At 72.8% G+C, this 11,561-nt stretch carries 13 protein-coding genes; 10 read left to right on the top strand and 3 right to left on the bottom strand.

Going from position 1 to position 11,561, the window contains the following annotated elements; all coding sequences use genetic code 11:
* The first annotated feature begins 61 nt into the window (after nt 1-61).
* The 3 genes from nadE (at nt 62) to ACFZBD_RS02180 (ending at nt 1,946) form a co-directional block, all read left to right on the top strand.
* Nucleotides 62-892 (top strand): ammonia-dependent NAD(+) synthetase, encoded by an 831-nt coding sequence (gene nadE / locus ACFZBD_RS02190; RefSeq protein ID WP_391133854.1) that lies wholly within the window; start codon nt 62-64, stop codon nt 890-892.
* Nucleotides 893-1,045: 153 nt separating this feature from the next.
* The gene (locus tag ACFZBD_RS02185; protein WP_391133836.1) at nt 1,046-1,429 is read left to right on the top strand and encodes a VOC family protein; all 384 of its coding nucleotides are present in this window, start codon (nt 1,046-1,048) and stop codon (nt 1,427-1,429) included.
* Nucleotides 1,430-1,541: 112 nt separating this feature from the next.
* A complete protein-coding gene (locus tag ACFZBD_RS02180; protein WP_391133833.1) occupies nt 1,542-1,946 on the top strand; it encodes a nuclear transport factor 2 family protein in 405 nt (134 codons plus the stop codon).
* A gap of 79 nt (nt 1,947-2,025) precedes the next feature.
* Here ACFZBD_RS02180 and ACFZBD_RS02175 read toward each other — a convergent pair whose 3' ends face one another.
* On the bottom strand, nt 2,026-2,994 hold the full coding sequence (locus ACFZBD_RS02175; protein WP_391133830.1) for a TIGR03557 family F420-dependent LLM class oxidoreductase: 969 nt from the start codon (nt 2,992-2,994) through the stop codon (nt 2,026-2,028).
* A gap of 104 nt (nt 2,995-3,098) precedes the next feature.
* Between ACFZBD_RS02175 and ACFZBD_RS02170 the strand changes: the two genes are divergently transcribed.
* Entirely contained in the window at nt 3,099-3,344 is a 246-nt protein-coding gene (locus ACFZBD_RS02170; RefSeq protein ID WP_391133827.1) for a DUF6381 family protein, read from the top strand.
* A gap of 64 nt (nt 3,345-3,408) precedes the next feature.
* On the opposite strand, the gene ACFZBD_RS02165 is transcribed toward ACFZBD_RS02170, so the two are convergent.
* Entirely contained in the window at nt 3,409-4,308 is a 900-nt protein-coding gene (locus tag ACFZBD_RS02165; RefSeq protein WP_391133824.1) for an NAD(P)-binding domain-containing protein, read from the bottom strand.
* Between the two features lie 55 nt (nt 4,309-4,363).
* On the opposite strand from ACFZBD_RS02165, the gene ACFZBD_RS02160 reads away from it, so the two are divergent.
* The 5 genes from ACFZBD_RS02160 to ACFZBD_RS02140 all read left to right on the top strand — a co-directional run bounded on the left by ACFZBD_RS02160 (nt 4,364) and on the right by ACFZBD_RS02140 (nt 8,743).
* Complete coding sequence (locus ACFZBD_RS02160) at nt 4,364-4,726, top strand: winged helix-turn-helix transcriptional regulator (protein WP_391135887.1); 363 nt, start codon at nt 4,364-4,366, stop codon at nt 4,724-4,726.
* 265 nt (nt 4,727-4,991) lie between these two features.
* Nucleotides 4,992-6,242 carry a cytochrome P450 gene (locus tag ACFZBD_RS02155; protein WP_391133821.1) on the top strand — a complete coding sequence of 417 codons (1,251 nt, stop codon included), beginning with the start codon at nt 4,992-4,994 and terminating at the stop codon, nt 6,240-6,242.
* Between the two features lie 178 nt (nt 6,243-6,420).
* Nucleotides 6,421-7,110, top strand: coding sequence for an ABC transporter permease subunit (locus ACFZBD_RS02150; protein WP_391133817.1), 690 nt, complete (start codon nt 6,421-6,423; stop codon nt 7,108-7,110).
* Complete coding sequence (locus ACFZBD_RS02145) at nt 7,107-7,784, top strand: ABC transporter permease subunit (RefSeq protein ID WP_391133814.1); 678 nt, start codon at nt 7,107-7,109, stop codon at nt 7,782-7,784. Before ACFZBD_RS02150 ends, ACFZBD_RS02145 begins: the two co-directional genes overlap by 4 nt.
* A complete protein-coding gene (locus ACFZBD_RS02140; RefSeq protein WP_391133811.1) occupies nt 7,781-8,743 on the top strand; it encodes a glycine betaine ABC transporter substrate-binding protein in 963 nt (320 codons plus the stop codon). The genes ACFZBD_RS02145 and ACFZBD_RS02140 overlap by 4 nt, the downstream gene beginning before the upstream one ends.
* Before the next feature lie 185 nt (nt 8,744-8,928).
* Here ACFZBD_RS02140 and ACFZBD_RS02135 read toward each other — a convergent pair whose 3' ends face one another.
* Nucleotides 8,929-10,092 (bottom strand): betaine/proline/choline family ABC transporter ATP-binding protein, encoded by a 1,164-nt coding sequence (locus tag ACFZBD_RS02135; protein ID WP_391133808.1) that lies wholly within the window; start codon nt 10,090-10,092, stop codon nt 8,929-8,931.
* Between the two features lie 219 nt (nt 10,093-10,311).
* On the opposite strand from ACFZBD_RS02135, the gene ACFZBD_RS02130 reads away from it, so the two are divergent.
* A complete protein-coding gene (locus ACFZBD_RS02130; protein ID WP_391133805.1) occupies nt 10,312-11,418 on the top strand; it encodes a cellulase family glycosylhydrolase in 1,107 nt (368 codons plus the stop codon).
* Nucleotides 11,419-11,561: the final 143 nt, after the last annotated feature.

The following is an 11,561-nucleotide window of genomic DNA, read 5'->3' as shown; positions in this document are numbered from 1 at the left end:
TGGTCCTGGCCCCCGTCGCCCGGGCCCCACCGTGACCGTGACCCACCCCGAGGAGCACCCCGTGACCGACCCGGCGTCCATCGCCCTGCAGCAGCAGATCGCCCGGGAACTGGAGGTTTCCGAGACGTTCGACCCGAGCGCCGAGATCGAGCGCCGGGTGGCCTTCCTCGCCGAGCGCCTCACCTGCACGGGGTTGCGCTGCCTCGTGCTCGGGATCAGCGGCGGTGTGGACTCCACCACCGCGGGCCGGCTCTGCCAGCTGGCCGTGGAACGGGCGAGGGCCGCCGGTCACGACGCGACCTTCTACGCCATGCGGCTGCCGTACGGCGTGCAGGCCGACGAGAAGGACGCCCAGCTCGCGCTCGGTTTCATCGCCCCCGACCAGGTCCTCACCGTGGACATCAAGCCGGCGAGCGACGCCGCGCTGGAGGCGTGCGCCGCCGGGGGAGCGGTGTTCCGGGACGACCGCCACCAGGACTTCGTGCAGGGCAACATCAAGGCCCGGCAGCGGATGATCGTGCAGTACGCCGTCGCGGGCGCCCACGACGGCCTGGTCGTCGGCACCGACCACGCCGCCGAGGCGGTCTCCGGCTTCTTCACCAAGTACGGCGACGGCGCCGCCGACGTCGTCCCGCTGACGGGCCTGACCAAGCGCCGGGTCCGCACCGTCGCGGAGCTTCTGGGCGCCCCTTCCGAGCTGGTGTGGAAGGTTCCGACGGCCGACCTGGAGACCCTCGACCCGGGCAAGCCCGACGAGGACGCGCTGGGCGTGACGTACGACGACATCGACGACTTCCTGGAGGGCAAGCCGGTCGGCGAGGCCGCGTTCGCCTCGATCGTCCGCCGCTACGAACTCACCGACCACAAGCGCAAGCTGCCCCTCGCGCCCTGAGCGCGCCCCGGCCGCCGGGCGGGAAGGCGGTGCTGGTCGGGTGATGTGGCGCGACCATCCGGACGCCTCCGCGTGGCGCGCGTCCGGGTGGCCGGGCCCGTGGTGTGCCCTGGGGGGAGCGGAACACCGCCCCACCCCGGAAGGACGACCCCCATGCTCGGACAGTCGGCCGCGTTCAGCGGTTTCTCGGTCAACGACCTCGGCGCCGCCCGGCGTTTCTACGCCGACACGCTCGGCCTCCCCGTCGAGGAGAGCGGCGAGGGGGACATGCGGATGCTCACCCTCAGCCTCGGCAGCGGCGCCAAGGTGCTGGTGTACCCGAAGGACGACCACGCCCCGGCGAGCTTCACGATCCTCAACTTTCCCGTCGACGACGTCGACGCGACCGTCGAGGAGCTCACCCGTCGCGGGGTGACCTTCGAGAAGTACCCGCAGTTCGACGCGGACGAGAAGGGCGTCGTGCGGGGACAGGGTCCCACCATCGCGTGGTTCACCGACCCCGCGGGGAACGTCCTCTCCGTCCTCCAGGAGGACTGAGGCGACAGCTGAGGCCGCACGAGGTCGCCTCGGCGGATCCCCGCCGGGGGCGGGTACGGGCTGCTACTCTCCTACGCACCTATTCAACTAGTTGCTTATGGGGTGGGTCCGCGTGCATCCTTTCCGCAAGGCCGTCGAAGCCGACGACCACGCCGCCGTCGAGGCGCTCCTCGCGGAGGAGGTCGTCTTCACCAGCCCGGTCGCGTTCAAGCCGTACCGGGGCAAGGCGATCACCGCGGCGATCATCCGCGGGGTGAGCCGTGTCTTCACCGACTTCCGCTACGTCCGCGAGATCACCGGCGACGACGGCCGCGATCACGCTCTCGTCTTCACGGCGAAGGTCGGCGACAAGGAGATCAACGGCTGCGACTTCCTGCACATGGACGAGGAGGGCCGGATCGACGACTTCGTCGTCATGGTCCGGCCCCTCTCGGCGGCCATGGCCCTCTCCAAGGCGATGGGCGCGCAGTTCGACCGGATCGCACGCGAGGCGGCGGAGGCGGGGCAGGCCGGCTGACGCCCTGAGCTTGCGAGATGTCCCGGACCCGCAGGCCCCGAGCTTGTTCGACATGCTCCGGGACCCGCGGGCCCGGCCCTCAGAAGGCGGAGCGCAGCGCCGGCAGCAGTTCCCGTTCCGCCCACTCGATGTACGGCTCCTGGTGCTCGCCGCCGATCTGGACGAGGGCGATGTCGGTGAAGCCGGCGCCGGCGTACGGCCGGACCGCCTCCACGAAGGCGTCGACGTCCGGGCCGCAGGGGATCGACTCGGCGACGTCCTCGGGCCGGACGAACTGCGTGGCGCCCGCGAAACCCTCGGGTCCGGGCAGCTCGGAGTTCACCTTCCAGCCGCCGCCGAACCAGCGGAACTGGTCGTGGGCGCGCTTGATCGCCGCGTCCCGGTCGGTGTCGAAGCAGACCGGCAGCTGGCCGATCCGGGGCTTGCCCGCGCCGCCGTGCCGGTCGTAGGCGTCGAGCAGCTCGCTCTTCGGCTCGACGGCGATCACGAGGTCGGCGAGCCGCCCGGCGATCTCGCAGGAGCGCCCGCCCGAGACCGCGACGCCGATCGGCGGCGGCTCGTCGGGCAGGTCCCACAGTCGGGCGTTCTCCACGTCGAAGTGTGTGCCGTGGTGGTTCACGTTGCCGCCCTCGAAGAGCGACCGGATGATGCCGAGGGCCTCCTCCAGCATCTCCAGGCGGACATGGGCCGCGGGCCAGCCCCCGCCCACCACGTGCTCGTTGAGGTTCTCGCCCGAGCCCAGGCCCAGCCGGAAGCGCCCCTCGCTCAGCAGCTGCATCGTCGCGGCCTTCTGCGCCACGACCGCCGGGTGGTACCGGACCGTCGGGCACGTCACGTACGTCATGAGCGGGATCCGCGAGGTGGCCTGCGCGGCCGCCCCGAGCACGCTCCAGGCATACGGTGCGTGACCCTGGCTCTCCAGCCACGGGAAGTAGTGGTCCGAGGTCACGGAGAAGTCGAACCCCGCCTCCTCGGCCCGCACCACGTGTTCCACCAGGTCACGGGGGCCGGCCTGCTCGGTCATCATCGTGTATCCGAAGTTCGCCATGCCCCGCGCGTTGCCGGTCGTCGCGGGAGGGAAACATCCCGGGCCCCGGTCCGCCGGTTTCTCCCCCGAACGGCGGGGGAAGCCGCCGGACGAGGAGGTGCGACGTGACCGGACGTGACGACAGTGCGCACGACCCCGGCACGCGCGAGGGCGAAGGCGCCCACGCGCGCGCCGGCTACGAGCGCGACAAGGCCGAGAACCTGCTCCAGCAGGCCCGCCGGAGCACGGACCCCGCGGAGGCCGCCCGCCTGCGCGACCAGGGCGAACAGCTCAAGGAACGCAGCGAACGGGCCCTGCGCGAGGAACCGGCGCCCCCTGCCGACGACCTGCGTGAGGAGTACCCGGGCTAGGGCGTGTTTCGAAAGTCCCGTCTGGCCGGCGGCACCTCGGTCCGGTGGCGACGGGCGCGGGGCCTCAGCCGCGGCGCCCCAGGAGTTCCGCGAGGCGGGCGAGTTCGTCGCCGCCGTGGCCGAGGCCGATGGCGCGGCGGGTCAGGCCCTCCGCCGCGCGGATCACGCTCGCGTCGATGCCGTGGGCCTCCGAGGTGTGCACGATGTGGGCCATCGTCGACGCCGCCGAGGTGAGCGGGTTGACCGTGGCCGCGTACCGGCCGGCGTCCACGTCCCGCGCCGCCTCCTCGAACGCCGGTGGCAGGATCTCGCCGATGCCCTTGGCGAACGGGGCCAGCTCCCGCGCGCTGATGCCCTCGGCCCGAGCGAGGGCCAAGGCGTGCATGTAACCGGTCATCGCGGTCCACCAGATGTCGAGCAGCGCGATGTCGTACGCGGCCGCCCGGCCGATGTCCTCGCCGAGGTGGGTGTGGGTGCCGCCGAGCGTGTCGAGCACCGGCTTGTGCTCGGCGTAGAGCTCCTTCGGGCCGCTGTGGAGGAAGACGCCGTGCGGCGTGCCGATGGTCGTGGTCGGCGTCATGATCGCGCCGTCCAGGTACCGGACGCCGTGCTCGCCCGCCCACGCCCCGGCGTCCCGGGCGCGGCCGGGAGTGTCGGCGGAGAGGTTGACGACCGTGCGGCCCTTCAGCGCGGCGGTGACCTCAGGGCGTCGCAGTACGGCGTCCGAGGCGTCGTAGTTGACCACGCACACGACCGTCAACTCGCTCGCCAGGACGGCCTCTTCGGCCGATGCGGCGCTCACCGCGCCGCGTGCGACCAACTCCCGGTCTCGCCCCGGGGTGCGATTCCACACCGTGGTGGTCAGCCCGGCGTCCACGAAGGCGCCCGCGAGGGCTCGGCCCATCGGCCCGAGACCGATCACGGTGACGGCAGACTGGGGGGTGCGATCAGTATGCGCGGACATGATGCAACTCCTGTGTACGAGTGGAAAATTGCGGACGAAGGGGATGGGGGCGACGATGCGGAGCCGGGCGCAGGACCCGAACGTGTGTGGGGTGACGGCCGCGATCGCGGTGATCGACGGCAAATGGAAGACCTATCTGCTCTGGATGCTCGAATCCGGCCCGCGTCGGCCGGGCGAACTGCGCCGTCTGCTGCCGGGCTTGACCGAGAAGGTGTTGACTCAGGCGCTGCGGGAGATGGAGGCCGACGGCCTCGTCCACCGCGAGGTGCACGATGTGATGCCGCTGAAGACCGAGTACTCCTTGACGGAGTTCGGCCGCGACCTCTCCGAGGCGCTGGCCCCCCTCGCGCACTGGGGCCACCGCCGACTGGACATGCTCGCCGCGGAGCACTCCGTACCGGCGCGCCCGGGCTCCTGACGCATCTCACCTCTCCTGTACCGCCTGGATCATTCGGTTCTCGGACCGCGGCCGCGCACCACCAGATTCCCCCGCCCGCCTCCCGCCGCCAAGTACCCACAAAAAAGTGGCTACCGCTCAGGGGCGCCCGCGGCGTGCCGTCTCCCGGCCGGGTCGCGGCCGTCGCGGCCCGCCCGACCGGCGAACGGGTGAAAGCGGCTCGGCCTTCGGGTGGATCGGCGCCTCGTACGCGTGTCCACCGCCATGGAAAGGGCACCCGGGCCCCATGGCCCCCATGACACTCGACAGCACCGCCGCCCTGCTCCTCAAGGGGTACGCCTGGCTGCCCGACCGGCGCCGCCGCACCGGCGGAGCACCCGTGCGGACCCGGCTCCTCGGACAGCCCGCCATCGCATTGCACGGGCCGGACGCCGTGCGCTTCTTCTACGACGAGGAACACATCCGGCGCCACGACGCCCTGCCCGGGCCCGTCCTGGACACCCTCTTCGGACGCGGCGCCGTCCACACCCTGGACGGCGAGGACCACCGGGTGCGCAAGGCGCTGTTCATGACCGAGCTGACCGGCCCCGCCGCCGTCGCCGAACTCGTCGACATGGTCCGTGCGGAGTGGCAGCGCGTCTTCGCCCCGCCGCACGGCCGCGAGGTCGTCCTCTTCGACGAGGCCGCCCTGGTCCTTGCCCGCGCCGTCTGCGCCTGGACCGGGCTGCCGCTGACCGACGAGCAGATCCTGCGGATGGCCGAGGACTGCGTCGCCATGGTCGACGGCTTCGCCGCCCCGGGGCCGCGCCACCTCAAGGCCCGGCGCGCCCGCGCCCGGCAGGAGGCGGTCCTGGCGGACCTGGTGGAGGAGACCCGGGCCGGTGCCACCCTCGCCCCGGGGACGCCGTTCGACGCGGTCGTGCGCCACCACGACGTGGACGGCACGATCCTGGACCCGCACACCGCGGCCGTCGAGCTGCTCAACATCGTCCGCCCCACCGTCGCCATCGCCTGGTTCGTCACCTTCGCCGCGCACGCGATGCACCGGTGGCCCGACCAGCGCTACCTGCTGCGCGAGGACGACGGCTCGTACGCGGAGCCGTACACCGAGACGTACGCCGAACCCTTTGCCCACGAGGTGCGGCGCTTCTACCCCTTCGCGCCCTTCGTCGGCGGCCTGGCCACCACCGACCTCCGGCTGGACGGCACGGACATCCCCGCCGGCACCCTCGTCCTGCTCGACGTCTACGGCCAGAACCACGACCCCGACCTCTTCGAGGACCCCTACCGCTTCGACCCCGAGCGCTTCCTGAGCCGGCCGCCGCACCGCGACGAGCTGATCCCGCAAGGCGGGGGAGACGCCAAGAACGGCCACCGGTGCCCGGGCGAGGACATCACCGTCGCCGTCCTCGCCGCGCTCTCCACCGAACTCGCCCGGCTCGACTACGCCGTCCCGTGGCAGGACCTGCGGATCCCCCTCCACCGCGTACCCACCCGCCCCCGCAGCGGCTTCCTCCTCGTCCCCCACCCGGCCTGAGCCACCCCGCGACGCCAAGGCCCCCCAGGCCACTCCTCGCGACACCACCGCCCGCGACACCACTCCCCGCGACACCACTCCCCGCGACACCACGGCCCGCGATGCCGTGGCGCGCCGGCGGCCCCCGAACGGCCCGGTCCCGCGTGCGTCCGCGCGGGGCCCGGCCTGGAATGGGGTGATGACCGCGCCCCCCGACGACTGCCTCGCGCGCAACGAGTGGATCTGCGGCGCCTATCTCTCCTCGCGGCGGGAGATCCTCACCGACGCCGTCCTCCAGCACCTGCAGCTGGCCTCGGTCTCCCTCGCCCTCGCCGTGCTGCTGGCCGTGCCCCTCGCCGTCGCCGCGCGCCGCTGGCGCTGGACCGCAGGGCCCGTGCTCGGCGTGACCACGATCCTCTACACGATCCCGTCGCTCGCCATGTTCTCGCTGCTCCTGCCGCTCTACGGGCTGAGCGCCTCCCTCGTCGTCGCCGGGCTCGTCCTCTACTCCCTCACCCTGCTCGTACGGAACATCCTCGCCGGGCTCCGCGCGGTCCCCGAGGACACCCGCCAGGCCGCCCGCGGCATGGGGTACGGCCCCGTGCGCCTGCTGCTCACCGTCGAGCTGCCGCTCGCGCTGCCCGCCGCCATGGCGGGGCTGCGGATCGCGACCGTCTCCGCCGTCTCCCTGGTCACGATCGGCGCGATCGTCGGATACGGCGGTCTGGGCAACCTCATCTACTCCGGGATGAACACCTACTTCAAGGCGCAGGTCCTCACCGCCTCCGTCCTCTGCGTGATCATCGCGGTCGTCGCCGATCTGCTGCTCCTGGGCCTGCAACGGCTCCTCACCCCGTGGACCGCGCCGGGCCGGGGGCGGGCCGCGTGAACACCCTCGCCGCCACCTGGGACTGGCTCACCGACGCCGCCAACTGGTCCGGCGAGAACGGTGTCGACCGCCGCCTCGTCGAACACGTCCTCCTCACCGTGGTCTGCCTCGCGATCAGCTGCGTGATCGCCCTGCCGGTCGCCCTGGTCCTCGGCCACCTCGGCAAGGGCGGGGCTCTCGCCGTCAACCTGTCCAACGTCGGCCGGGCGGTGCCCACCTTCGCCGTCTTGGTCCTCCTGCTGCTCAGCCCGATCGGCGGATACGGCTGGTGGCCCACGATCATCGCCCTGGTGCTGTTCGCCGTGCCCCCTCTGCTCACCAACGCGTACGTCGGGATGCGCGGCGTCGACGCCGACGTGGTCCGGGCCGCCCGTGGGATGGGGATGACGGGGAGCCAGACGCTCTTCCGCGTCGAACTCCCGCTCGCGCTGCCCCTCGTCCTCACCGGCGTGCGCATCGCCGCCGTGCAGCTCGTCGCCACCGCGACCGTCGCCGCGCTCGCCGGCGGCGGCGGGCTCGGCCGCATCATCACCGCCGGCTTCAACCTCGCCTCCACCCCGATGGTCGTCGCCGGGGCCGTCCTCGTCGCCCTCCTCGCGCTCCTCGTGGAGGGCGTCTTCGAGGTGACGCAGCGCCTGCTCGCCCCCGCGGGGGCGCGGGAGAGCGCCGGATGAGCCGCCGGAGGCCCGGCGTCCTCGCCGTCCTGACGGTCCTCACGGCCGCCCTGGGCGGTTGTGCCACCGGACCTTCCCTGGAGGACCGGGGCGCCCTCACCGCCCCGCCCGGCGACAGCCGCCACCTCACCATCGGCTCGGCGGGCTTCACCGAGAGCGATCTGCTCGCCCGGATGTACGCGCTGCTCCTGGAGGACGCCGGCTACAGCGCCGAGATCCTCTCCGTCACCAACCGGGAGCTGTACGAACCCGCCCTGGAGAGCGGCCAGATCGACGTCGTACCGGAGTACGCGGCGACGTTCGCCGACTGGCTCAACGCCAAGGCCAACGGCCCCGACGCACCGCCCGTCGGCTCGCCCGACCCGGCCGCCACCATGGCCGGCCTGCGCCGGCTCGCCACCCCGCGCGGCCTGACCGTCCTCGACCCCGGACGGGCCGTCGACCAGAACGCCTTCGCCGTCACCTCCGCCTTCGCCGCCCGGCACCGGCTGAGGACGCTCAGCGACCTGGGGGCGGCGAAGGTGCCCGTACGGCTCGCGGCGGGCGACGAGTGCGTACGGCGGCCCTACTGCGCGCCCGGACTGAGGGAGACGTACGGGATCGACGTGACGGCCGTCGACCCGAAGGGGGTGGGCACCACCCAGGCCAAGCAGGCGGTGCAGAGCGGTCAGGACCAGATGGTCCTGACGACGACCACCGACGCCACCCTGGACGACTTCGGGCTCGTCCTGCTGGAGGACGACCGGCACCTGCAGAACGCCGACCTCATCGTGCCGGTCGTCAACCGCTCCCGGGCGGGCGGCGAGGGCGTCACCCGGGCCCTCGGCCGCCTCAACACGGTCCTCACCACCGCCGACCTGGCGCGCCTCAACGAAGAGGTGGACAGCTGGCGGCGGCTCCCGGAGGACGTGGCGAGGAACTACCTCCGGGAGAAGGGCCTCCTCCCGGCCGGCGACTGACAACGGGCGACGGCCCGGGTCCGTGTGGATGCCGGGACCTCACCCGCCCTCGCGCCTCCGCGCGGCCGGAGCCCGCTCACCCGCCGTCGCCCGCATGCTCCGGCGCCCTCACGCGCGCCGCGCGGTACCTGGCGAGCCCACGCTCGCCCGCACCACCTCTCCGCCCGCCCGCCCGCCCCGCCCCCTCATGCGTCCGCGATGGAGTCGAACTCGACCTCGTCGCGCCCGACGCCCCGGACGTCCGCGTCGACCGAGCGGCGCAGCGCCTCGTGGAGCTTGGCCGGGGTCAGGACGCCGAGGAAGCGCGGGCCGTCCAGGACGGCGACCCAGCCGGCGTCGTGTTGGAGCATCTCGCTGAAGGCCTGCTTCAGCGGCGCGCCGACCGGCACCCACGCCTCCATCCGGCGCGCCAGATCACCGACCGTTCCCTCCTCGCCGGCGAGCGCCAGCGCGTCGGCCGCCACCCATCCGTGCAGCTCCCCGTCGGTCCCGAGGACCACCGCCCAGCGCGCCCCCTCCGGCCGCAGCCGCGCCGCCGCGGCGGACGCGGCCTCGTCCAGGCGGGCGATCGGGGGCTGTTCGAGGTCGTCCGGTTCGATCGTGGTGACCGAGAGCCGTTTCAGGCCGCGGTCGGCGCCGACGAAGGTGGCGACGTACGGCGTGGCGGGTGCGCCGAGGACGGCCGCCGGGGTGTCGAGCTGCTCGATGCGCCCCTGGCCGTAGACGGCGATGCGGTCGCCCATCCGGACGGCCTCCTCGATGTCGTGGGTGACCAGGAGGACGGTCTTGCGGACGGTGGCCTGGAGGCTCAGGAACTCGTTCTGCAGGTGCTCGCGGACCACCGGGTCCACCGCGCCGAACGGTTCGTCCATCAGCAGGACCGGCGGGTCGGCGGCGAGCGCCCGGGCCACCCCGACCCGCTGGCGCTGCCCGCCCGAGAGCTGCGCCGGATACCGCCCGCCGTACGTCTTCGGGTCGAGACCGACGAGGTCGAGGAGTTCCGCCGCGCGGGCCCGGGCCCGGGCCCGCTTCCATCCGAGGAGCGCGGGGACGGTCGCGGTGTTCTCGAGGACCGTGCGGTGCGGGAAGAGCCCGACCTGCTGGATGACGAAGCCGATGCCCCGGCGCAGCGTGACCGGATCGACGGCCGAGATGTCGGCGCCGTTCACCAGGATGCGGCCGGAGGTGGGTTCGATGAGCCGGTTGACCATCATCATCGTGGTCGTCTTGCCGCAGCCGGACGGGCCGACGAGGGTGACCAGTTCACCCTCGGCGACCTCGAACGACAGGTCGTCGACGGCCGTGGTGCCGTCGGGGTACACCTTGCCGACCTGCTCGAACCGGATCATGGACCCACGCTAGGAGGGGCGCGGCCACCGCGCACGGGGGCCGGGGCCGTCCGGGAGGCCCTGGCCGCCCGCCCGCGAGGGCCGGCGCGGGGCGGGCGGGCGCCGGTGGACAGCCCGCTGAACAGCGTCTGTTGTCATGACCCTTGCGGGGCCGTCCGGTGGACTGCTATTCCTTCGTTAGGAAAGTTTCCTTCCAATCAATCGTTCCGTGGAGACCCCATGACATCGGCACGATCGGCACGTCCCCGCCCGCGCTCCCTCGGTGCCGCCGGCACCGCCGTCGCCGCCCTGCTCCTCGGCCTCGCCGCCGCGCCGCAGGCCGCGACCGCCACCCCCGCCCCGCCCCAGGCCCGCACCGCCGCCGCGTCGGCCGCGGCCGCCGCCGGCGACCCGGCCGTGGTGAACGGACAGCTCACGGTCTGCGGCACCAAGCTCTGCAACCGCCACGGCAAGCCCGTCCAGCTGCGCGGCATGTCCAGCCACGGCACGCAGTGGTACGGCCAGTGCCTCACCGGCGGCTCGCTCGACGCCCTCGCCAAGGACTGGAAGGCCGACGTCCTGCGCGTCTCCACCTACGTCCAGGAGGGCGGCTACGAGACCGACCCGCGGAAGTACACCGACCTCGCCCACTCGCTCATCGAGCAGGCCACGGCCCGCGGGATGTACGTGATCGTCGACTGGCACATGCTCGACCCCGGCGACCCCCACCACAACCTCGCCCGCGCCAAGACCTTCTTCACCGAGATCGCGCAGCGCCACGGCGCCAAGACCAACCTCCTGTACGAGATCGCCAACGAGCCCAGCGGCGTCGCCTGGTCCCGTATCAAGAGCTACGCCGAGCAGCTCGTCCCCGTCATCCGCGCCAAGGACGCCGAGGCCCCGGTCCTCGTCGGCACGCGCGCGTGGTCCTCGTTCGGCGTCTCGGAGGGCGCGAACGAGTCCGAGGTCGTCGCCAACCCGGTGCGGGCCTCCAACATCATGTACACCTTCCACTTCTACGCGTACTCCCACCGCGACGAGTACCTGAACACGCTCTCCCTCGCCGCCGACAAACTGCCCGTCTTCGTCACCGAGTTCGGCACCCAGAACTACGCCGGCGAAGGCGCCGACGACTTCGCCATGAGCCAGCGCTACCTCGACCTGATGGCCGCCAAGAAGATCAGCTGGGTCAACTGGAACTTCTCCGACGACCACCGCAGCGGCGCCGTCTTCCGCACCGGCACCTGCGCGAACAACGGCCCGTGGACCGGCACGAGCGCCCTCAAGCCCGCGGGGAAGTGGATACGGGACCGGATCAGGACCGCCGACGACTTCCCGACCTCCTGACACCGGCCTCCTGACGCCGACCCATGGCGCCGGCCCCATGACCTCGTGACGCCGGCCTCGTGACGCCGACCTCTGACGGGGCGTCCCTGACGCCCCTCGGCGCGCCCCCGCCCCACGCCCTGTGATCCACTGGGCGGGCGGGG

This window comes from Streptomyces sp. NPDC008121, assembly GCF_042957155.1.
Lineage (GTDB): Bacteria > Actinomycetota > Actinomycetes > Streptomycetales > Streptomycetaceae > Streptomyces.
Note: the sequence above shows the minus strand (reverse complement) of the source record. Positions and strands in the feature narration are given on the sequence as shown.